Consider the following 22,043-nt stretch of genomic DNA (forward strand, 5'->3'; position numbering starts at 1 on the left):
CGGCCGTCGGCGGCCCGCGCAGGCCCCACTTCAGGGTGAGGCCATCGGATGACGAATAGTTCCTGACAGGTTCCTGACAATCGTCGGCGACGGTGTCCGCCATGACCCGACTGTTCCCCGCCGCGCTGCTCGCCGCGGCCGCGCTGGCCCTGCTGACCGCCTGCGGTCCCGAGGCCCCGCCCCCGGCCCAGGTGGCCGCGCTGACCACCAGCGACAGCGCGCCCGCCACCACCGTACCCAGCACCGGCGCCGCGACCGGCGCGGCCGAGCGCCCGCAGTTGCGGCTGGACAGTTCCGAGGAGGAGGTGAAGCGGTACTGGGCGGTCTACCGCGCCTGCCTGAAGCAGAACGGCCACAAGATGTACGAGGGCCGGGGCGGGGACTCGCCCGACCAGCGGGACACCAGTCCGGCCTCCCAGGCCGCGAAGGCCGCGTGTGCCGGGAAGATCCCGGTGCAGCCGCCGGAGCTGGACCAGAAGAACCCGGAGTACACCGACAACTACCGCGCCTACCTGAAGTGCATGGACGGCAAGGGACTCAAGGTGGTGCCGATCGAACCCTTCGGCAGCGGCTGGAACTACTCCGACACCCCGAGCAAGCTCACCGAGCAGCAGCGGCACCAGGTCGAACGGGACTGCAAGATCGAGGCGTTCAGTGCCAAGAGGTGAGACCCGGCGCTGGTTCCCGGTGACCGCGGTGGCCGTGACCCTGGCGGCCGCGGGCGGGATCGCCTGGTTCACGCTCAGTCCACAAGGGACACCCTCAGCGCAGCCCTCCGGTCCGCCGGTGCGCACGGTCAAGGTGCAGCGCACCGAACTGAGCACCAGCCAGAACTTCCCCGGCACCCTGGGTTTCGGCGCGGACCAGGTGGTCAAGGGCGCGGGCGCCGGTCTGGTCACCCGGCTGCCCGCGGGCGGGGACGGCACCGAACGGGGCAAGCCGCTGTTCTGGGTCAACGACCAGCCGGTGCCGGTCTTCTACGGCGCCACCCCGTTGTTCCGCAAGCTGGAGGTCCCGGTCGCCGGGGATCCGTTGAGCGGCAACGATGTCACCGTGATCGCGGACAACCTGCGCGCGCTGGGCTACTCGATCGGCATCCAGCCCAAGACCAGCGCCCGCCCCGGCGAGTCCGCGAAACCCGCGGTGTTCACCGCCGCGCTGAGCACCGCGCTGAAGAAGTGGCAGCAGAAAGCCGGGCTGCCCGCCACCGGCACCGTCGACATCGGACAGTTGCTGGTGCTGCCCGGACCGTCCCGGGTCGGCATGGTCACCGCGCAGCTCGGCGATCCGGCCACCGGGCCGCTGTTGAAGGTCACCGGCACCACCAAGGCGGTCAGCGTGGAGATCGCCGCCACCGAGGCGGACAAGGTCAAGCAGGGCGCCGAGGTGGTGATCCAGCGCCCGGACACCAAGGAGGTGCCCGCGGTCATCAGCCAGGTCGGCACCGTGGTGCAGGGCGGCGCCGAGTCCGGCGGGCAGAACACCCAGCCCAAGCTCACCGTCACGGTGACGCCGAAGGACCCGGCCGCACTGTCCGATTTGGACGCTGCCTCGGTACAGGTGCGGGTGGTCGCCGAGGCGCGGCCGAACGTCCTTGCCGTGCCGGTCGGCGCACTGCTCGCGCTGCGCGAGGGCGGGTACGCGGTGCAGTTGCCCGGCGGCGAGCTGAAACCGGTGCAGACCGGCTTGTTCGCCAAGGAACTGGTGGAGATCAGCGGCCCCGGCATCACCGAGGGCCAGGCCGTGGTGACGGTCTCGTGAACACCCCGGTGCTGGCCGTGCACGCCGCGAGCAAGATCCACCCCGGTGGTGTGGTGGCCCTGGACGAGGTGTCGCTGACCGTGGAATCCGGTGAGCTGCTCGGCATCGTCGGCCCGTCCGGGTCCGGGAAATCCACCCTGCTCACCATCATCGGCACCCTGGACGCGCCAACGCACGGCCGGGTGGAGATCGACGGCCAGGACGTCACCGCGCTCTCCGACCGGCGGCTGTCCGCCTTGCGCGGGCGGCGGCTCGGCTTCGTGTTCCAGCAGTTCCACCTGGTCGACGGCCTGTCCGCGGCGGAGAACGTGGCCACCGGACTGCTCTACGCCGGAGTCCCGCGTCGGCGACGGCGCGCCCTGGCACTGGCCGCGCTGGACCGGGTCGGCCTGGCGCACCGGGTGGATCACCAGCCGCACCAGCTCTCCGGCGGGGAACGCCAGCGGGTGGCCATCGCCAGGGCCGTGGTCAACCGCCCGGCCCTGGTGCTGGCCGACGAACCCACCGGCGCGCTGGACACCGCCAACGGCCGGGCGGTGCTGGAGTTGTTGCGCGCCTTGAACCAGGAGGGCACCACCATCGCGATCATCACCCACGATCGGGACATCGCCGCCGGGCTGCCACGTCAGGTGGAACTGCGCGACGGCCGGATCATCGCCGACCGCCGGAGCCCGGTGTGAGCGGCGAGGGGCCGGTGCGGCTGAGCCTGACCGACACCCTGCGGCTGGGCCTGCTCGGCATCCGCACCCGCCGCCTGCGCGCCGCGCTGTCCGCACTGGGCATCGCGATCGGCATCGCCACCACGGTCATCGTCACCGGCGTGCCGGCCTCCAGTCACCAGGCCCTGCTCGACGAACTCTCCGCACTGGGCACCAACCTGCTGCGCGCCGAACCCGCGCAGAACCAGGACCCGCCGGTGCTGTTGCCCGCCAACTCCGCCGCGCTGGCCGCCCGGATCGGCCCGGTCACCGGCAGCGCCGCGGTCGCCAACACCCATGCCGTGATCCGCCGCTCCGACCGCGCCGATCCCAGTGACGGCGCGGGCATCACCGTGCTCGCCACCACCCCGGACCTGCTGTCCACAGTGCACGGATCCGTCCACTCCGGACGGTTCCTGGACGAGGTCGGCGCGCGCTTCCCCACCGTGGTGCTGGGCAACCGGGCCGCCACCCGGCTCGGCATCACCGAACTCCACCCCGGCGAACCAGCGCCCCAGCTCTACCTCGGCCAGACCTGGTTCAGCGTCACCGGTGTGCTCGGCGAACTGCCGCTGCACCCGGACCTGGAACGCTCGGTCTTCGTCGGCGCCCAGGCCGCTCGCGAGCACCTCGGCTTCGACGGCCACCCCACCGTGGTCTACGTCACCGCCCGCGAGGACGCCATGGAGGACGTGCGCGCGGTGCTGCCGGCCACCCTGTACCCGCAGCTGCCCGGCCTGGTCCGGGTCGGCAAGCCCTCGGACGCGCTGGCCGCGAAACGGGCCACCCAGAACAACTTCTCCGGTCTGTTCCTCGGCCTGGCCGGGATCGCGTTGCTGGTCGGCGGGATCGGCGTGGCCAACACCATGTTCATCTCGGTGCTGGAACGCCGCCGTGAGATCGGCCTGCGCCGCGCGCTGGGCGCCACCAGGGGGCAGATCCGCGGCCAGTTCCTCACCGAGGCGGTCGCGCTGTCCGGCCTCGGTGGCCTGGCCGGCGCGGTGATCGGCGTGCTGGGCACCCTGGGATACGTGACCTACCAGGACTGGCCGCCGGTGATCCCGCCGCTGGCGGTCGCCGGGGGCGTGCTGGGCGCGGTGCTGGTCGGCGTGGCCGCCGGGATCCACCCCGCCGCCCGCGCCGCCCGGCTGTCCCCCACCCAGGCCCTCGCCGCCGCCTAGGCGGGCTGGATCAGGTCGAACCGGTTGCCGTAGAGGTCCTCGAACACCGCCACCGTGCCGTAGACCTCGACCCGCGGCTGCTCCAGGAACCTCACCCCGGCCGCGGACATCCGGGCGTGGTCGCGGGCGAAGTCCTCGGTGTGCAGGAAGGCGAAGACCCGCTGCCCGGTCTGCGCGCCGACCCGGCCGAGTTCCACCGGATCCGCGGCCAGGGCCAGCAGGAAGCCGGTCGGGCCCGCGCCGTCCGGCCGCACCACGACCCAGCGCGCGCCGCCGGGCAGCGCGGTGTCCTCGGCCAGGGTGAAGCCCAGCGCCTCGGTGTAGAAGCGGATGGCCTCGTCGTAGTCGCGGACCAGCACGGTCAGCAGACCCAGGTGCGGCATGGCTGTCCTCCTTGATCGCCGCGCGAGTCTGTCACACCCGGCTGGGCTGTCTCGTCCACCGGGCATGCAACCACTACCGACCCGCCTCGCCCTGGTCCTGACCGCGCTGATCAACGCCGTGGTCGGCCTGTGGGCCCTGCTCTGGCCCACCGCCTTCCACACCGACTTCCCCGGCGTGCGCACCGGCTGGGTCGCCGCCGACGGCCCGTTCAACGAGCACCTGCTGCGCGACTTCGGCGGCCTCAACCTGGCCCTGGCCGTCACCGCGACAGGCGCGCTGCTGATGGCCACCACGGCCGCCGCACGCTGGGCCGGGGCGGCGATCCTGGCCTTCAACCTGCCGCACGCGCTCTACCACTCGCTGCACCTGCACGCCTATCCGGAGGTCATCGACCAAGTGCTGATCGCGAGCACCACCTGGGCCGCGGCGGCGCTGGGACTCCTCGCACTGCTCTGGCCTACCCGCGGTACCACCTGACCGGCGGCGTTTCCGGACGCGGGCGGCGGGAAGGCCAACGGCTACCGCGACTTCTCCGGGAGGCGAGCATGAAAGCCGTGACCTGGCACGGGAAACGGGACGTGCGTGTGCGGACCGTGCCCGACCCGGTGCTCACCGAGCCGCACGATGTGCTGGTGCGGATCACCTCGACCGGCATCTGCGGATCCGACCTGCACCCGTACGAACTGCTCGGCCCGCTCCCGGAGCCCGGCGACGTGCTCGGGCACGAGCCGATGGGCATCGTGCAGGAGGTCGGCCCCGAGGTCACCGCGATCGCGCCGGGCGACCGGGTGGTGGTGCCGTGCACCATCTCCTGCGGGGCCTGCTTCATGTGCGACACCGGTCTGCACTCCCAGTGCGAGACCGGCCAGGTGCGGGTGCGGGGCACCGGCGGCCAGGCGGAATACCTGCGGGTGCCCTTCGGCGACACCCTGCCGATCAAGGTGCCGGCCGGTCCGCCGGACGACCGGTTCGTCTACCTCTCCGACGTGCTGCCCGCCGCCTGGCAGGCCGTGGCCTACGCGGCGATCCCGCCCGGGGGCAGCGTCGCGGTGCTCGGCCTCGGCCCGATCGGCGACATGGCCACCCGGATCGCCCGACACCTCGGCGCGGCACGGGTTCTCGGCCTGGACCTGGTGCCGGAACGGCTGGACCGGGCCCGCCGCAACGGGATCGAGGCCATCGACGTGCGCGGCGCCGACCTCCTCGAACAGGTCAGGGACCGCACCGGCGGCCGCGGCCCGGACGCGGTGATCGACGCGGTCGGCATGGCCGCGCAGGGATCCCCGATCGGCCGGATCCCCCGGCAGCTCACCGGATTACTGCCGGAATCGGTGGCCACCAAGCTGATCCGCACCGCGGGCGTGGGCCGGTTGCACGCGCTGCACCTGGCCATCGACCTGGTGCGGCGCGGCGGCACGATCTCGGTGTCCGGGGTCTACCGCGGCCTGGCCGACCCGCTGCCGCTGCGCATCCTGTTCGACAAGCAGATCCAGCTGCGGATGGGCCAGGTCAACGTGCACCGCTGGGTGGCCGACCTGCTGCCGCTGCTCGGCGACGACGATCCCCTTGGCACCGAAGGATTCGCCACCCACCGCCTCCCACTGGCCGAGGCGCCGCACGGGTACGAGCTGTTCCGGACCAAGCAGGACGGCGCGGTCAAGGTCCTGCTAACGCCCTAGGCCCAGCCGAGTCGGCCGCGCAACCAGTCCACCGCGGTCACCCCCTGCGCGCCCTGGAACGCACGCAGGGTGGGCAGGCCGGGCGGCGCCGGTTGCAGCGCGCCGTGGGTGAAGTATCCGGCAAGTCCGGCCAGCACCGCGTTCACCGCGTCCGGATCCGCCTGCGCGGCAACGGGATGCGCCCGGAACACCGGCTCAGGTTCGGGGCCGCCCTGCATGCGCACGCTGGGCAGCAGCGCGAGCAGGTCGATCCAGGCCGCGCCGCGGCAGGCGTGCGGCCAGTCGACCACCATCACCCGGTCCGCGGTCAGCAGCAGGTTGTCCGCGCGCAGATCGCCGTGCAGCAAGGTGTTCCCGGCCGCGGCCGTGGGCCAGCCGGACTCCAGTTCGGCCAGCCGGTCCAGGTTGCGCAGTACCCATGGGTCCAGGCGGTCATCGGGCTGGGCGGCGAGCTTGCGCCAGCCGGTGAAGATCCGCTCGAACTTCGCCAGGGTGTCCGGCACCCGCACCGGGCACGGCGTCAGCGCCTCGGCCAGCTCGGCGATCGCGGCCAGCACCCGGTCCAGTTCCCCGGTACGCCAAGGGATCTCGGGTTGCCTGCCGTCGACGTCGGCGAAGAGCAGCAGCACCCAGTCGTCCTGGTCGAAACTGGCCAGCAGCTCCGGCACCGGGGCCACAGTGGACAGTCCTTTCGAGATGATCGACTCGGCCCGGTGCATCGGCGCGGAGTGCTTGTTCGTGTGCCAGTCCACCGCCTTGGCGAACACCCGCCGCCCATCGGCCAGCCGCAACCGGGCCGCCACCCCGGGGGAGAACCCGCCGGACTGGCTGATCGCCTCGGTCACCGGGGCGCCCAGGAACTCCTCGACCGCGGCGCGCACCGGCGCGGCGACCTCGCTCCAGGATCGGCGCCGGCCGGTGGCGGCGGGGGCTGAGTCGGTCATGTGTCCATGATGCGGGTACCGCCAAACAGGTTTCATTCCGCCATTCCGGCCCACCGCGGCCGCCCGAGCAGCGATGATCACCCGGGCGAGGCGGCACGGAGGTGGCGGTGGGCTGGGACCGGATCCAGGACGAGGCACGCGAACTGCTCGGCGAGGGCGCGCGCACCCGGCTCGCCCGGCTGGTCCGCCGGGAGCTGCGGCACAGTCCCGAGGACCCCGACCTGCACGTCCAGCTCGGCCGGATCGCACTGGAACGCGGTCAACTCGACCAGGCTGACCAGCACTTCCACCGGGCCGCCGAGTTGGCCCCCGACGATCCGCGCCCGCACGGCTGGCTGGTCGCGGTGCTGAACTGGCGCAACCAGTACGAGCAGGCCCTGGCCACCGTGGCCGTCGCCCGCGCCCGCTGGCCTGCGGACGCCGGACTGCGGGCCGCGCAGGCCCGGCTGCACTACGCGCTCGGCGACTACCCGGCCGCGCTCGCGGTCACCGAGCCGGTCCCGTTCACCGCGGCCAGGGCCGAGGACGCGGTGGAATGGCGGCTGGCCGCGCTGCGCTGCCTGCACCGCCACCCCGAGGCCGAAGCGCTGGCCAGGGAGTTCCTCGCCGAGTCGCCGGACGCGGTGGACGTGCACGACGAGCTGATCCGCAGCCTGCGTGGCCAGGGCAGGCACGCCGAGGCGGTGGCCGCGGCCAGTGCGCTGCACGAGCGGTTCCCGCGCCGGATCACCGCCATCCTCACCCACGCCGACACCCTGCAGACCGCTGGTGACCCCGCCGCGGTGGTCCGGCTGCTCACCCCCGCGGTGCGCGCCCGGCCGCACCTGTCCGCGCTGCGGCACGCCCTCGGCAGCGCGTACACCCAGGTCCTCGAGCACACCGCGGCGGCAGCGGAGTTCGCGGTCGTGGTCCGGCTCAACCCAGGCAAAGCCGCCGGCTGGTGGCTGTGGGCGAGCGCGCTGCGCCTCGCGGACCGGCTGCCCGAGGCCGACGCGGTGCTCGCCGAGGCCGCCCGCCGCCTGCCGCACGAGGCCGACATCCGCACCGAACAGGCCGAACTCGTCGAGGCGCGACAGGACGCCGCGGCCGCGCTGCCGATCGCGGAGAGCGCACTGGACCTGGACCCGGCCGACCTGTGGACACCGCGGCTGGTGGCCCGGCTGCGCCGCGAGTCCGGCTCGCCGGCCGAGGCCGAGACGCTACTGCGTGGGCTCATCGCGAACCGGCCCTACGACAACGAGAACGTGCGCGCGCTCGGCTGGCACCTGCGGCAGGAGGACCGGGTCGAGGAGGCGATCGCGTTGTACCGCAGCGCACTCGACCGCATCCCGGCCAACGCGGAGGTCGCGCTCGCGCTCGGCTCGCTGCTGCGCACCCTGGACCGCGCGGGCGAGGCGGTCACCGTGCTGCGGCAGTGCCTGACCCACCGGCCGCGGCACGGCGAACTGTGGCAGGACCTGGGGCGGTCCCAGGAGATCCAGGGCGATCACGAGGCCGCCGAGACCGCCTACCGCACCGCCACCGAACTGATCCCCACCGACGCCGAAGGCTGGTACGCCCGGGTCGGCCACCTGATGACCAGGGGCAGACTGGCCGAGGCGAGCAGCCTGCTGGACACCGCGCTGGCCCTGCGTCCGGACGCCGAGGCGTTGCACCGCAGGCGCGTCGCGCTTCTGCAGGACACCGCGAGCGACGAGAGCGTGGAGGCCGCCCTGCGCGCGGCCATCGCCCGCTTCCCCGACTCCACCTCCCTGCCCCTGGATCTGGTGCGCCACCTCAACTGGGGCCGCCGCTTCACCACCGCACTGTCCGAAGTGGACAGTCGACTCGCGACGGACCCGGCCGATGAGGACCTGCTGTACTGGCGGATCCAGCTGCTGTTCCAGCTGAACCGGCGCACCGAGGCCAGGGCCGCCGCCGAGGCCGCGCACCTGGCCCTGCCGGAGTCCGCGCGGCTGAGCTTCCTGAACGCCTGGAGCCTGATCGAGGTGGACCAGGAGGTGGCCGCCGAGGCCGCGCTGGCCGCCGCGCACGCCGCGCACCCGACGGACCGGGTGATCCTGCGCGGCCTGGTCCGCTGCCTGCGCAGGCTCAACCGCGTCGCGGAGACCGAACCGCTTTTGCGCACCGCGCTGGCCAAGGAGCCGGACGCGGTGGAGCTGCAGGTGGAACTGGCCTGGACGCTGGAGCAGTTGTTCCGGTTCTCCGATGCCATCCAGGCCTGCGACCAGGTGCTGGTCCTGGACGCCGGGCACAACGAGGCCTTCGGCGCCGGGATCCGGTTGCGCTACCAGGTCGGCCGGGCCGAGGAGGCGGACCGGCTGGTCGCGGCCGAGGTGAGTCGCAGGCCGTGGGATTCCGGGCTGTGGCAGGAGATCAGCTCGGCCCGGCTGAGCGCGCGCCGACTGGCCGAGGCGGTGACCGCGGCCCAGAACGCGGTCGACCGGGCGCCCGGCGACCCGACGCTGTGGCTGCTGCTGACCGAGACCCTGCTGGAGTCCGGCCGGGTGGCCGAGGCCGCCCAGATCGCCGCCGAGGCCGTGGTGCTGCACCCGCGCAACCCGCCGCTGCGGCACCGGCAGGCCAGGGTGGCCAAGGTGCAGGGCCGCGCGGCGGAGGCCGAGGCGCTGCTGCGGGCGAGTGTCGCGGACCTGCCGGAGGTCACCTCGGTCGGCCACGACCTGGTCAACCACCTGCGCGGGCGGCACCGGCACGAGGAGGCGCTGGCCCTGCTGGCCGGGCTGGGCGAGCGCGATCCCGGCAACCAGCGGGTGCACTGGCACCGGATCCGGACGCTGCGCGCCGCCCGCCGGTTCGCCGAGGCCCGGCTCGCCGCCGACGCGGCGCTCGCACTGTTCCCGTGGTCCACCGACCTGCGGGTGCAGCACGCGCGGATCCTGGTGCGGGAAGGGCGGATCGAGGCCGCGCTGGCCGAGTACACCGCGATCGGGCAGGTCGACCCGGTCAGTCCGGGTGCGCTGTCCGGGCGGCTGGACTGCCTGGGCTGGCTGGGCCGCCAGGAGCAGGCCGTCCGCGAACTGCGGGCCGGGGCCAGTGCCCATCCGGACCGGATCTCGTTGCGGCTACAGGTGGTGTGGCTGGAACTGCACCTGGGACGGTTCGCGGAGGCCCGCGCCGAACTGGACCGGATCACCGGACAGTTCGAGCCCACCGCGGAGATCATCCAGGACAAGGTCCGGTTGTTGTTCGTGCGCAAGCACTTCACCGAGGCCGCCGCCGAGGTCGAGGCCGGACTGGTCCGGTTCCCGGCCGACACCGGGCTGATGTTGTTGCAGGGCAACATCCTGGACGGGCAGAACCGGTACGCCGACGCACTGGACTGCTTCGACCGGATCCTGGTGCAGGACCCGCTCTCGGTCGGCGCCATCACCGCCAAGTCCGCCACCCTGCGCTCACTGGGCCGCTTCCGCGAGGCCCGGCAGCTCATGGAGACCGCGCTCGCGGACCGGCCCACCCAGCCCGAACTGCTCGCCGAACGCGGCTGGGTGCACCGCGACCAGGGCCGGTCCAGCCTGGCACGCAAGGACTTCAGCGCGTTGCTGGAACTGGCCGAGGACCCGGACGAGAAGCTGGACGCGTTGCGTGGACTGGGCTGGGTGGCCTTCGCCGACGGTGATTTCGCCGAGGCGACGGCCCGTTTCCGGGCGGCGGCGCTGCTGGACCCCGAGGACGCCGCGGTCAAGGGCGGGCTGGCCTGGACGCTGGTGCGCGGCGGCGAACCGGAGCACGAGGAGGAGGCCGAGCGGCTCTGCCTGGACATCCTCAACCGCGATCCGGTCAACCTGCTCGCGCACACCTGCGCCGGGGTGCTCTACGCCCGCCAGCGCGACTATCCGCTGGCCGAGCACCACCTGCGCCGCACCATCACCCTGGACCCGTTCAGCGGCAGCTACGTCGACCTGGGCGCGTTGCTGGCCCAGCTGGAACGCTTCGGCGAGGCCGAGGAACTCTTCGACAAGGCACTGGCCCGCGATTTCTACGACGCGCAGGCACACGTGGAGCTGGGCAGCCTGCTGCTGCAACGGGATCAGGACGGCGCCGAACCGGGCGCGGACGCCAGGGCGGCCGCCCAGCACTTCCGGCAGGCCCTGCTGTGCGAACCCCGCAGCGGCGCCGCCGCCATCGGCCTGGCGCTCGCACTGGCCCGCTCCCCCGGCGACCTGGTCGCCGCCGAACGCGTGCTGCGCGACGCACTGGACCGCACCGACTGCGACTCACCGGCCTGGCAACTGCGGCTGACCCTGGCCCGGCTGCTGGTGGAGCGCGGCGACGCCACCCAGCGCCGCGAGTTCCACCTGGAGGCCCTCGCCCTGGCCCAGCAGGCCATCGGCGCGGCCGCCACCGAGGCCGAGCCCTATTTCGTGGCGGGCGTGGCCGCGTTCAAGATCGGCGAGAACGGCACCGAGGTGCAGGCCCGCCCGGCGCACCGCCGCCGCGCGGTCCGCTTCCTGCGCCGCTGCCTGGAACGCGAACCGGGGCATGTGGAGGCACGCAGGCTGGTCGAGCTGGCCACGCACAGCCTCGCGGTGGCCCGCCGCAGCCTGGTCGGCAGCGCCGCGCTGGTGTCGGTGGCGACCAGTCTGCTGGTGGCGCTGTGGGTCGGCTTCTTCTTCACCGACAAGGTGAACACGGTCGTGCTCGCCACGCTCACCCCGGTGCTGACCGGCCTGATCGCACTCGGTTTTGTGCTGCCACTGCTGGTGAAGCTGAAACTGCCGGGAGGGGTGGAGGCGGACCTGGCGGCGAGCATGAACCAGCTCTCCGCCGGCCCGACCGGCGAGTTGAGCTACGGGCCGGGCCGCCTGGTCGGGCATCGCACCGAGGGCCGCCCGGACCGCTCGCTCAACGCCGGGCCACGCGGCGAACTGCCCCGGCTGGGCTGAACCAGGCCACCGCGCCCAGCACGATCGAGACCGCCAGCGCCGCGACCGCGTGCGGCGCCGTCGGACCGAAGGCGAAGGCCAGCTGGGTCACGCCATGCGCGAAGGCCACCAGCAACGCCAGCCAGCTGCCCGCGAGCAGCGCCCACGGCCGGTTCCTGGCCAGCAGCACCGCGGCCACGGTCACCCCGGCGGCCAGTCCCCAGACCACCACGGATTCGAAGGCACTCGGCAACATCCACAGGATCTGCGCCTGCCCCAGCAGCACCACCATGGTCACCGGCAACGCGAGCAACCAGCGGCTCGGCCGCCCCGGCACCGCCAGCGGTCCACGCCACCAGACCAACACCGCCACGGCCAGCGTGCCGAACGTGAGCAGCCGCCCCGCCCAGGCCATCCCGTACGGATTGTTGATCACCTGGAGCACCAGCGGCACCGCCGCCAGCACCACCGCCAAGGGCGCGGCGTACCGGCGCCGGTACAACAGGCCGTACAGCACCGCCAGCCACCCCAACGCGAACACCAGGTCCTGCCCGACCTGGCCGGCCAGCTCACCGCCCAGGTCGAAGGTCAGCGGCACATCACTCATCGGCGCGGGCGTCCACGCCTGCCCCAGGTACAACACCATGGACAGCACACCCATCAACGCCCCGACGAGCGCCAGCCCCGCCTGCGCCAGCACCAGCATCGCCACCAGCGCCGCCGCGGCGGGCCCCGTCACCGGGGTCACCACCCGCAGTTTCAGCGCCAGCGCGAGCACCGCCAACCGCTCCCGAATGGGCAGCACGCCACGCTCGTCCACGGTGTCGGCCAACGTGCTGACCAGGTCCTCCCCATGCGCCGCCCGGTAATCGGCAGGCAACACCCGAACCAGCCGACGACAGCTGTCCGCAACCGACTCCCCGATGTTCACGCCAGCCTCCCCGTAGCCCGGAACAACCGCCGCCGCACCAACCGCTGCTTGGCCAGCTTCGCCCCCTCGGCCATCCGCTCGGCCGCGGCCCGCACCACCTCGGCCCCCTCGTCGGTGAGCCGGTAGTAGCGCCGGAGCCGGGAGTTCTCGACCTCTTCCCGGTCGAGCGCGACCAGACCCTGCTTGGCGAGGCGGTCCAGGAGTCCGTAGAGGGTGCCGGCGGCGAGCTGGACCCGGTCTCCGGAGAGTTCCTTGACCTCCTGGATGAGGCCGTAGCCGTGCCGGGGTTCGTCGGCCAGGGCGGTGAGCACGAGAAACGCCTGCTCGGAAAGACTCTCCATGGAGCTGAATATACAGTGCCACGATATATACGCCAACCAGTTATCCACAGGCCGCGGGGATCGCGCGGGGTTGACGCCCCGTGGGGCGGAGGGGTGAAACCCCCACGACGAGGGTTCTCGCGTGTTCTCCGTACGGCCTGGAGCTTGCTGACCGCGCCCCGAGGAGCGGCCCCTGCAACCCGCCGCCGCCCTAGCCTCCCCAACGTGACGGGGGCCGCTCCTCGGGGTGTGGTTGGCTTGCGGAAGGCCGTGCGGAGAACACGCGAGCCCTCGGAGCCACGCTGGGTCTTGAGTCGGCAGCCCAAACCCATGCCCCGCAACCTGCTTGCCCGGCTCTTGACTTGCCCTCCCCCTCCGGTGGTCTGCCCGGCCGGCGAGGCCATCTTTTCCGCTCTTGATCTTTGCGCTTGTGGCCTCTGTTGCTGAGGTACACGAGCGACAGTCAAGAGCGTCCTCGCCGGACGGGCAGAAATCAAAGGATGGGGGGGAAAGTCAAGAACAAGGGCAGAGAAGAAGAGCAGTGCTCGTACGGTTCCCCCATCCCCGTCAGCCCTCCGATACCAAACCACATCCCGGGCACGCAGACCGTTGCGGTTGAGAGGCTAGGGCGGCGGCAGGTTGCGGTCTGCGCACCCGGGATGTGGTGTGTCCTCTCCAGGCTGACGGGGATGGGGGAACCGCTCGGGGAGTGTTGAAAAGCCACCCCGACTGCCCGTCCTCGGGCTTCGCCCGGTCGCAGTGCCTATGGCGTACAAGAACGGCCAACACTGGGTACGACAACGGCCAACACGCGCGGAGGGTTGAAACCCTCGTCGGCGTGTTGGCCGTTCTGGGACGGGGTGTTGGCCGTTGTTGTACGGGGTGTTGGCCGTTGTGGGTGGGTTAGGTGAAGGGGAGCCAGGATTGGTCGGTGAGGGTGGTGAGGTCTTGGCGTTTTACGCCGGCTGAGGAGATTGTCCAGAGGGAGTCTGCTGCTACCAGGGAGCGGCGGACTGTGGCGTCGGAGCCTGCTGAGCGGTCTTGGGGGTGGGCGACCTGGCCTAGTTGGGTGACGTTGCCGTCGGTGATTTTCAGGATCAGGGCGCCGCCAGCGGGGGGCATTGAGCGGTCGCCTCGGGGGGCTGTCCAGCCTCGGTTCACGGGGAGGACGAGGAGGCCGGTTTGTTGCCAGTACAGGAAGGCGTGGGGGTCGAACTCGGCTTCGGAGAAGGCGCCGGGGAGGTGGTGCTGGGCCAGGCGGCGGGGGTTGGACTGGTCGGAGACGTCGAAGAGGGAGACCTGGGTGCCGAGGACCCGGCCCTGGTCGCTGGCTTCCTGGCCTACGCCGATGAGTTTGCCTGGGCCTGCCAGGTGCAGGTAGGCGGAGTAGCCGGTGATCTTGAGTTCGCCTGCGGCGCGGGGGCGTCTGGGGTCGCGCAGGTCCACTGTGTACAGGGGGTCGGTTTGGCGGAAGGTGACCACGTAGGCGGTGTCGCCGTAGAAGCGGACGGCGTAGATGCGTTCGCCCTTGCCAAGGCCGTCGAGTTTGCCGATCTCGGTGAGTTTGTCGCCCTGGCGGGACAGCACGGTGACGGCGCTCTGGGAGTCGGGGACCTGGCGGGGCTGGGCGCCGCCGCGGTTCGTGGTGGTGGCGATGCGCAGGTTTCCGTTGTGTTCGGAGAGGGAGTACTGGTTGAGCAGGGCTCCTGGGACCGCGCCGGAGGCCAGGTATTTCGGTGGGGCGGAGCCGTCGATGCTGAACTGGTGTACCTGGGTGCGGGGCTGGGGTTCGGGGGCGACCTCGGCGCCGCCGCGCAGTGGCACCGCTCGGGGCCACTGGTCGTCGGCCACGTAGAGGCTTTTCTCGTTGCCGTAGACGGTGTTTCCGTCGGCGGCCACGGTTACCGGGTCGCCGTTGCCCAGGGCCTTGTCCAGGGGCAGGGTCAGTACGGTGAGCATGGAGGCGCCGCTGAACTTGGCGGGGTGGTTCACCCGGGCGCAGTCGACGAGTTGGCCCTCGCTCTTGCCGGACTCGCTGTCCAGGCGGTAGCGGGGCAGCCAGTCGCCGATGGCGGAGTCGCGGACGATGTCCTGGTTGCGGCGCAACGCCTGTTCGGCGTTGAGGGTGCCGTCGGGGTAGGCGAACTTCAGTTTCGGCATGGACCGGATGACCACCCTGGCCACGCCGCCGACCTGCCGGGAGTCCACATAGGACCCGTCGACGTCCAGGCTGCCCAACGTCTTCGGCGCGCCGGACAGGTCGACCAGCACCAGCTTGGCCGAGCCGGATGGCCAGTCGCCCGGCGGGTGTGAGCGGGGTTCGGCGTGGCTGACGCCGGAGGTCAGCACCAGGGCGCGGTCGCCGTGGGTGAGCAGCTGGGTGGCCGGGCCGCCGGGGAGTTCCAGCACCCCGGTGGCCTTGTTGGTGGCCAGGTCGATGACCCGGAGTTTGCCGTCGACGATGGAGACCAGGCGTTTGCCGTCGCTCTTGACCAGGTCCGGCTCGTCGGCGCCCGCCTCGTGCCGGTTGGTGGTGGAGTGGCCCTGGTCGGGGGCCTTGCTCTCGATGCTGCGGTCGCCTGCCGCGCCGGGGGTGTTCAGCTCGGCGCCGGTGCGCGCGTCGATGGACGGCCTGCCGTGCTGGGCGAAGCCGTAGGCGCTGACCACGGGGGCCGCGGCCTGCCGGAAACCCGCCAGCGCGGCGGGGCAGGAGTCGTAGGCGACCAGGCGGACCGCGGCGTCGGTGACCGGTGGTGGTTCGGACTGGGCCAGTGGGCCCGCCGCGGACACCGCGCCACCGGCCACCAGCCCGGCCACCACCGCGGTCACACCCGCGCGCACCCAACCCGTTCCCGCTCCGCCTGACTGCCTCATGTCCTCTGGACGGAGGACACCCCACTTCGCGTTGCCTGGCGGCGGGAGAAAACCAGGTACAACGCCGCGGGCACGGTCAGCCCGAGCAGCCAGGCGATGTCCGCGCCACCCAGCAGCGGGGCCAGGAAGCCGGTGAACACGCCGGGCACGTTGGCGAACGGGATCTGCACCAGCACCCCCACCGCGTATGCCATGAGCGCCGATATACCCCACCGGCCGTATATACCGTCGGGGTCGTAGATCGCGGCCAGGTCGTAGCGCTCCTTGCGCACCGCGTAGAAGTCGATCAGGTTGATCGCGCTCCACGGGGTGAGGAAGTAGAGCAGGAACTCCAGGAACAGCACGAAGTTCTTCAGGAACTCACCGCGGCCGAGGATGGCGATGACCGCGCCGAGCACTGCGATCGCGGCCACGTAACCGATCCGCACCGCGGGGGAGAGCGCGGCGCGGCGGGTGAAGGCGGTGAACGTGGTGGCCACCGACATGTACCCGCCGTAGATGTTGAGCACGTTCACGGTGAACTTGCCCAGCGCGATGGACAGCAGCAGCGGCACCACCAGCCCGGCGTGCCCGAGCCCGACCAGGTAGGCGACCTCCTTGCCCTTGAAGGCGTTCCCGGCCACCGCGTAGGCCAGCGCGCCGAAGGACATCGCCCACACCGCGCCGAGCACGGTGCCGCCGTAGGTCCACCAGAAGGTGGCCCGCACCGAGGTGGCCGAGGGCAGGTAGCGGGAGGTGTCGGCGACATAGGGCCCGAAGGTGAGCTGCCAGGACGCGGTGAGGGAGAGCGCGAGCAGGAACTTGGGGAAGTCCAGCCGCGGGGCGGCCAGCACCGCGCCCAGGTCCTGGGTGGTGATCAACCGGATGGAGAGGTAGACGAAGACCACCACCGACAGCGCGGAGGCCACCCAGCCGAAGCGGTGGATCAACCGGTAGCCGATCACCGCGAACACCCCGGACAGCACCGCGTACAGCACGATGCTGACATCGATCGGCAGCCCGCTGATCCCGGAGATCGCCTGTCCGCCAAGGACATTGCCGCTGGCGAAGAAGCCGAGGTACATGATCACCACGAGCACCAGCGGCAGCACCGCGCCGTACACGCCGAACTGCGCCCGGCTCTGGATCATCTGCGGCACCCCGAGCTTGGGCCCCTGCGCGGCGTGCAGTGCCATCGGCACCCCGCCCAGCACGTTGCCCAGCGCGATCGCGACCAGTCCCCACACCGGGTGCAGCCCGCTGAGCAGGGTGAGCGCGCCGGTGACCGCCGCGGTGACCTGCATGTTGGCCGCGAACCACAGCGTGAACAGGCTGCGCGGCCTGCCGTGCCGCTCGGCCTCGGGCACCGGGTCGATGGACCGCGCCTCGATCGTGGCCGCGGCTCGCACGCTCTCCGTCATCCACACCTCCGACGTCTGAACCCGGGAACACCCTATGCTCGGACGCGTGCCTCGACCCATCGCCACCAACACCCAGGTGGACCGCGACGCCCTGCTGGAGTTCCTCCGCCCGCGCCACCACGGCCTGCTGATCACCACCAGGGCCGGCGGCGGCCCGCAGGCCAGCCCGGTCTCCTGCGGCGTCGACGCCGAGGGCCGGATCGTGGTCTCGACCTATCCGGACCGCGCCAAGGCCAACAACGCCCGCCGCGATCCGCGCGGCAGCATCGTGGTGTTGTCCGATGACTGGAACGGTCCGTGGGTGCAGGTCGACGGCACGATCGAGGTCATCGACCAGCCGGAGGCGATCGAACCGCTGGTCGAGTACTTCCGCAGCATCTCCGGCGAGCACCCGGACTGGGACGAGTACCGCGAGGCCATGCGCAGGCAGGGCAAGTCACTGCTGCGGCTGACCCCGGAGCGCTGGGGCCCGGTGGCCACCGGCGGTTTCCCGGCGCACCTGGCCTGACCGGCGACGGCTCGCGTTCGGCGCGGTCGCGCCGGCCAGGCGTGTTCAGTCGCTCGCCCGGCCGACCGTGCTCTCCCTGATCTCCAGGGTGAAGTCGGCCTGGAACTCCCGTGCGGGCATGTCCGCGCCGTTGATCCGTTCCAGGAGCATCTGGACCGCGACCGAGGCGATCTGGGCCTTGTCCGGGCGGATCGTGGTCAGCGTGGGGGTGCTGAACCGGCCGTCCTCGATGTCGTCCACGCCGACCAGGGCCACGTCCTCGGGCACCCGCAGGCCCCTGGCCAGCAGGGTGCGCAGTGCGCCGAGGGCGAGCAGGTCGTTGAAGCAGAACACCGCGTCGGGCGGTTCGGGCAGCGCGAGCAGCGCCGCCATGGCCTCCGCGCCGGGCGGGCGGTGGTAGCTGGGCACCGGCACGACCAGGTCGGGGTCCAGCGGGATGCGGGCGGCGGCCAGTGCCTGGGCGTATCCGGCCAGCCGCAGGTTGGAGGTGTCCTGGCCGACCACCACCCTGGCGCCGATGGCGGCGATCCGGCGGCGGCCAAGGCCGATCAGGTGTTCGGTGGCGGCGCGGGCGGCGGCGATGTTGTCGATGACCACGTGGTCGGCGGCGCCGGGTCCGATCCGCTCGCCCAGCAGCACCACGGGCATCTCGGTGCCGAGCCGGGCCAGGTCCTCGCCGTCGAGGGCCAGCGGGCTGAGGATGAGGCCGTCCACGGTGCGGGTGCGCAGGCCGGAGGCGAGCAGCAGCTCGCGTTCGCGCACGCCCTCGGTCTGTTCGATCAGCACCGCCCAGGACTGGGCCTCCGCACAGCCGATGACGGATCTGGCCAGCTCGCTGAAGTAGGGTATGTCCAGCTCGGGCAGGGCCAGGGCGATGATGCCGGATCGGCCGTACCGCAGGTGGCGCGCGGTGAGGTTGGGCTGGTATCCCAGCTCGGTGATGGCCTGCCGCACCTTGGCCCTGGTCTGTTCGCTGACGTGGGTGTAGTCGTTGACGACGTTGGAGACCGTCTTCACCGACACCCCGGCCAGCGCGGCGACGTCTTTCAGGCTCACGCCCATGGAGAAGCACTTTACATCGTTGTAAAACACCTCGGTCGCGGGACTGTCACAATTCACGCCTTATCGGGCGAAGTCCCCCGCTCGCACCTTTACAACGTTGTTTACAACGCTGTAGAAACTAGCCGCGGCCGAGGGGGATTGGTCGTGCTGGGGGTTCTGGAGGCGCCGTGTCAAGACGCAGTCGGAGGATCGGACAGCCGGGTGGTACCCGGGTGGACGGTCACCTGGACCGGCGGCGGTTCCTCCAGGGGACCGCGGCGCTCGCGCTGGGTTTGGGGGTTGGCGCGAGCGCATGCGGTCCGCAGGGTGCGGCTGAGGGGACGCCGCTGAAGTTCTGGAACCTGTTCACCGGTGGTGACGGGGCCAGGATGATGGAGCTGGTCACCGCGTTCCAGCAGGCCCGGCCCGAGGTGTCGCTGCAGGCCACCACACTGTCCTGGGGCACGCCGTACTACACCAAGCTGGCCATGGCCGCCGCCGGTGGCCGCTCCCCCGACGTCGCGGTGCTGCACCTGTCCCGGCTGGCCGGGTACGCCCCCGCCGGGTTGCTCGACCCGTACGACCCCGCGCTGCTGGCGGAGTTCGGGCTGACCGCCTCGGCCTTCCCGGCCGCGGCCTGGCAACGCGCCCAGCACCAGGGCCTGGTCTACGCGCTGCCGCTGGACACCCACCCGCTGGTGCTCTTCTACAACACCGAGATCTGCGGCAAAGCCGGTCTGCTCGGACCGGACGGGCGACTGCTGCCACTGCGTGGCGAGGCCGCGTTGCTGGACGCCTTCCGGCGGGCCAAGCAGGCCGGGGCCCAGCAGGGCGTGGTGATGGCGGTGTCGGCGGACATCAACCCGTGGCGGCTGTTCTGGACGCTGTACCGGCAGCAGGGCGGCGAACTGTTCGACCCGGCCGCCACCAGGCTGGTCCTGGACGAGGCCAAGGCACTGCGCGCGCTGAAGTTCCTGCGCGCGATCACCGTGGAGTCCGGGGTGGCCCGCGGCGACCTCAACAACAACGCCGCGGTGGCCATGTTCGGCAGCGGACAGGCCGGGTTCTTCTGGAACGGCGAATGGGAGATGCCCACCTTCGTCGAACAGAACACTCCGTTCGACGTCATACCCTTCCCGGCGATATATGACACGGCCGGAGTGCACGGCGACGCGCACGCGCTGGTCCTGCCGCACCGGGCCGACCGTGATCCCGCCCGCACCAGGGCCGCGGTGGACTTCGTGCGCTTCCTGCTCCAGCACAGCCTGACCTGGGCCAAGGGCGGGCACATCCCGGCCTACCGCCCGGTGGCCACCAGCCCGGAGTACGCCCAGCTGGGCCCGGCCTCCCGGTACGCCGCGGCCGCGGACAGCCTGGAACTGGACCCGCCGTGCTGGTTCGGCGGCGCGGCCTCGGAGTTGCAGAACCGGGCGGGCGCGGTGTTCAGCCAGGTCTGCGCGGGCGGGCTGACCCCGGAGGCGGCCATCCCGGAGTTCACCTCGGCCATGCGCACCCTGCTGGCCACGCCACGACCGCAGCTATGACCAACGCGCGATGACGACCGGACAGGGGGCGCCGATGAGCAGGGCCGTGCGGGGGCGCGAGTGGTCCGGGTTCTGGTTCGTGGCCCCGTTCCTGTTGCTGTACCTGGCTTTCCTGGTGGTGCCGCTGCTGCTCGGGGTGAAGATGAGCTTCACCAACCAGAGCATCACCGGCGCCGGCTCGGACGCCTGGGTGGGCCTGGACAACTACGCCGAACTGTTCGGCGATCCGGCGGTGTGGCGCTCGCTGTGGAACACGCTGGTGTTCACCCTGCTCAGCACCCCACCGCTGGTGGCCATCGGCCTGGGCCTGGCCCTGCTGACCCACCGGAGACTCCCCGCGGCCTGGCTGTTCCGGCTGGCCTTCTTCGCCCCGTACGTGCTGCCGGTCTCGGTGGTGGTGCTGATCTGGATGTGGCTCTACCAACCGGGTTTCGGCCTGATCAACGACACCCTGACCTGGCTCGGCCTCGGCGAGGTGGGCTGGCTCAGCGACAACGACGTGCTGATGGTCTCGGTGGTGATCACCACGGTCTGGTGGACGGTGGGCTTCAACTACCTGCTCTACCTGGCCGGGCTGCAGGAGATCCCGCGCGAGCTGTACGAGGCGGGCGCGCTGGACGGCACCACCGCCTGGTCCCGGCTGCGCTGGCTGACCCTGCCGCTGTTGCGCCGCACGCACGTGCTGGTCCTGGTGTTGCAGATCCTGGCCTCGCTCAAGGTCTTCGACCAGGTCTACCTGCTCACCGGCGGCACCAACCCGGAGGTGCGCAGCATCGTGCAGTACATCTACGAGAGCGGCTTCACCAACTTCCGGGTGGGCTACGCCTCGGCGATCTCCTACCTGTTCTTCGCGTTGATCGTGGCACTGGCCGTGCTGCAGTTCCGGATCCTGCGGGCCCGAGCGGAGCGGACCTCGTGAGCGCCTTCGACCGGGAACGCCCCGCCGCCCGCGCCACCCGGCTGTCCGTGGCACTCGCGCTGGCGCTGATGTGGTTGCTGCCGCTGGGCTGGGCGCTGTCCACCGCACTGCGCCCGGAGGCGGACACCACGAGGATCCCGGTGCGCTGGCTGCCGGAACGGCCGACCCTGGACGCCTTCGGCAAGGTGCTCGGCGAGACCGGGCTGCTGACCTGGTTCGGCAACAGCGTGCTGGTCGGCGTACTGGTGACGGTGCTGACCGTGTTGCTGGCCAGCATGGCCGCCTACGGCCTGTCCCGCACCGAGTTCCGCGGCCGCCAGGTGCTGCTGTGGGTGATCGTGGCCGGGATCGTGGTGCCGCCACAGGTGCTGATCGTGCCGCTGTTCAGCCAGATGGTCGGGCTGGGCCTGGTGGACACCTACTGGGGCCTGGTGCTGCCGCAGATCGTGTTGCCCGCCATGGTGTACGTGCTGAAGAAGTTCTTCGACGGCGTGCCGCGCGAACTGGAGGAGGCGGCCAGGGTGGACGGCGCGAGCCGGTGGCGGATCTACTGGAGCATCATGCTCCCGCTGGCCCGCCCGGCACTGGCCGCTGTCGCCATCTTCACCTTCGTCACCACCTGGAACAACTTCCTGTGGCCGTTCATCGTGGCCACCGACCCGGACATGATGACCATCCCGGTCGGCCTGGCCTCGGTGCAGAGCAGCTACGGTCTGCGGTACGCCCAGGTGATGGCAGGCAGCGTGCTCGGCGGGCTGCCGCTGCTGGTGTTCTTCCTGGTGTTCCAGCGCCAGGTGGTGCGGGGCATCACCACCACGGGCGTCAAAGGCTAGGTCGGGTTTGGTGGACCTTGGCCGCGATCGCCGGGCCCAGATCGCCCCTGGCCGCGCCGCCGCGGCGGCCACGTACAACAGCGGTACGAGGCCACCACGTCGACACGACCAGAAGCAATCTGGACTCCGGCGCTCATCGACCA

18 protein-coding genes are annotated in these 22,043 nt (G+C 71.6%); 11 read left to right on the plus strand and 7 right to left on the minus strand.

Annotation, left to right across the window (positions count from 1 at the left end; all coding sequences use genetic code 11):
- Positions 1-101 precede the first annotated feature (101 nt).
- The 4 genes from HNR67_RS36655 to HNR67_RS36670 are packed head-to-tail and all read left to right on the plus strand — an operon-like array spanning position 102 to position 3,640.
- A complete protein-coding gene (locus tag HNR67_RS36655) occupies positions 102-668 on the plus strand; it encodes a hypothetical protein (protein ID WP_185007554.1) in 567 nt (188 codons plus the stop codon).
- Entirely contained in the window at positions 655-1,761 is a 1,107-nt protein-coding gene (locus HNR67_RS36660; RefSeq protein ID WP_185007556.1) for a peptidoglycan-binding domain-containing protein, read from the plus strand. Before HNR67_RS36655 ends, HNR67_RS36660 begins: the two co-directional genes overlap by 14 nt.
- Positions 1,758-2,441, plus strand: coding sequence for an ABC transporter ATP-binding protein (locus tag HNR67_RS36665; protein WP_185007558.1), 684 nt, complete (start codon positions 1,758-1,760; stop codon positions 2,439-2,441). The genes HNR67_RS36660 and HNR67_RS36665 overlap by 4 nt, the downstream gene beginning before the upstream one ends.
- Positions 2,438-3,640 (plus strand): ABC transporter permease, encoded by a 1,203-nt coding sequence (locus HNR67_RS36670; RefSeq protein ID WP_185007560.1) that lies wholly within the window; start codon positions 2,438-2,440, stop codon positions 3,638-3,640. The genes HNR67_RS36665 and HNR67_RS36670 overlap by 4 nt, the downstream gene beginning before the upstream one ends.
- Here HNR67_RS36670 and HNR67_RS36675 read toward each other — a convergent pair.
- Positions 3,637-4,023 (minus strand): VOC family protein, encoded by a 387-nt coding sequence (locus HNR67_RS36675; RefSeq protein ID WP_185007562.1) that lies wholly within the window; start codon positions 4,021-4,023, stop codon positions 3,637-3,639. The two genes, HNR67_RS36670 and HNR67_RS36675, sit on opposite strands and share 4 nt — an antisense overlap.
- Before the next feature lie 64 nt (positions 4,024-4,087).
- Here HNR67_RS36675 and HNR67_RS36680 point away from each other — a divergent pair, with 64 nt between their 5' ends.
- A complete protein-coding gene (locus HNR67_RS36680) occupies positions 4,088-4,501 on the plus strand; it encodes a hypothetical protein (protein ID WP_185007564.1) in 414 nt (137 codons plus the stop codon).
- A gap of 68 nt (positions 4,502-4,569) precedes the next feature.
- Positions 4,570-5,703 (plus strand): alcohol dehydrogenase catalytic domain-containing protein, encoded by a 1,134-nt coding sequence (locus HNR67_RS36685; RefSeq protein WP_185007566.1) that lies wholly within the window; start codon positions 4,570-4,572, stop codon positions 5,701-5,703.
- On the opposite strand, the gene HNR67_RS36690 is transcribed toward HNR67_RS36685, so the two are convergent.
- Positions 5,700-6,647: a phosphotransferase family protein gene (locus HNR67_RS36690; protein ID WP_185007568.1), complete on the minus strand. Its 948-nt coding sequence runs from the start codon at positions 6,645-6,647 to the stop codon at positions 5,700-5,702. The genes HNR67_RS36685 and HNR67_RS36690 overlap by 4 nt on opposite strands.
- A gap of 107 nt (positions 6,648-6,754) precedes the next feature.
- Between HNR67_RS36690 and HNR67_RS36695 the strand changes: the two genes are divergently transcribed.
- The gene (locus HNR67_RS36695) at positions 6,755-11,551 is read left to right on the plus strand and encodes a tetratricopeptide repeat protein (RefSeq protein ID WP_185007570.1); all 4,797 of its coding nucleotides are present in this window, start codon (positions 6,755-6,757) and stop codon (positions 11,549-11,551) included.
- On the opposite strand, the gene HNR67_RS36700 is transcribed toward HNR67_RS36695, so the two are convergent.
- From HNR67_RS36700 to HNR67_RS36715, 4 genes are all read right to left on the minus strand, one after another.
- The gene (locus HNR67_RS36700) at positions 11,511-12,461 is read right to left on the minus strand and encodes a hypothetical protein (RefSeq protein WP_185007572.1); all 951 of its coding nucleotides are present in this window, start codon (positions 12,459-12,461) and stop codon (positions 11,511-11,513) included. The two genes, HNR67_RS36695 and HNR67_RS36700, sit on opposite strands and share 41 nt — an antisense overlap.
- Complete coding sequence (locus HNR67_RS36705; RefSeq protein ID WP_185007574.1) at positions 12,458-12,802, minus strand: PadR family transcriptional regulator; 345 nt, start codon at positions 12,800-12,802, stop codon at positions 12,458-12,460. Before HNR67_RS36705 ends, HNR67_RS36700 begins: the two co-directional genes overlap by 4 nt.
- An 882-nt stretch (positions 12,803-13,684) precedes the next feature.
- Entirely contained in the window at positions 13,685-15,622 is a 1,938-nt protein-coding gene (locus HNR67_RS36710) for a beta-propeller domain-containing protein (RefSeq protein WP_185007576.1), read from the minus strand.
- A 29-nt stretch (positions 15,623-15,651) separates the two neighbouring features.
- A complete protein-coding gene (locus tag HNR67_RS36715; protein WP_185007578.1) occupies positions 15,652-17,055 on the minus strand; it encodes a purine-cytosine permease family protein in 1,404 nt (467 codons plus the stop codon).
- A gap of 46 nt (positions 17,056-17,101) precedes the next feature.
- On the opposite strand from HNR67_RS36715, the gene HNR67_RS36720 reads away from it, so the two are divergent.
- Positions 17,102-17,563, plus strand: a complete 462-nt coding sequence (locus HNR67_RS36720; RefSeq protein WP_185007581.1) for a PPOX class F420-dependent oxidoreductase — start codon at positions 17,102-17,104, stop codon at positions 17,561-17,563.
- Positions 17,564-17,608: 45 nt separating this feature from the next.
- Here the strand turns inward: HNR67_RS36720 and HNR67_RS36725 are convergent, their stop codons facing one another.
- The gene (locus HNR67_RS36725; protein WP_185007583.1) at positions 17,609-18,625 is read right to left on the minus strand and encodes a LacI family DNA-binding transcriptional regulator; all 1,017 of its coding nucleotides are present in this window, start codon (positions 18,623-18,625) and stop codon (positions 17,609-17,611) included.
- Between the two features lie 212 nt (positions 18,626-18,837).
- On the opposite strand from HNR67_RS36725, the gene HNR67_RS36730 reads away from it, so the two are divergent.
- The 3 genes from HNR67_RS36730 to HNR67_RS36740 are packed head-to-tail and all read left to right on the plus strand — an operon-like array spanning position 18,838 to position 21,900.
- Positions 18,838-20,148: an extracellular solute-binding protein gene (locus tag HNR67_RS36730; RefSeq protein ID WP_185007585.1), complete on the plus strand. Its 1,311-nt coding sequence runs from the start codon at positions 18,838-18,840 to the stop codon at positions 20,146-20,148.
- Positions 20,149-20,182: 34 nt separating this feature from the next.
- Positions 20,183-21,067: a carbohydrate ABC transporter permease gene (locus HNR67_RS36735; protein ID WP_246492676.1), complete on the plus strand. Its 885-nt coding sequence runs from the start codon at positions 20,183-20,185 to the stop codon at positions 21,065-21,067.
- The gene (locus tag HNR67_RS36740; RefSeq protein WP_312988885.1) at positions 21,064-21,900 is read left to right on the plus strand and encodes a carbohydrate ABC transporter permease; all 837 of its coding nucleotides are present in this window, start codon (positions 21,064-21,066) and stop codon (positions 21,898-21,900) included. Before HNR67_RS36735 ends, HNR67_RS36740 begins: the two co-directional genes overlap by 4 nt.
- The last annotated feature ends 143 nt before the right edge of the window (positions 21,901-22,043 follow it).

The sequence above is a fragment of the Crossiella cryophila genome, assembly GCF_014204915.1.
Classification (GTDB): Bacteria; Actinomycetota; Actinomycetes; order Mycobacteriales; family Pseudonocardiaceae; genus Crossiella; species Crossiella cryophila.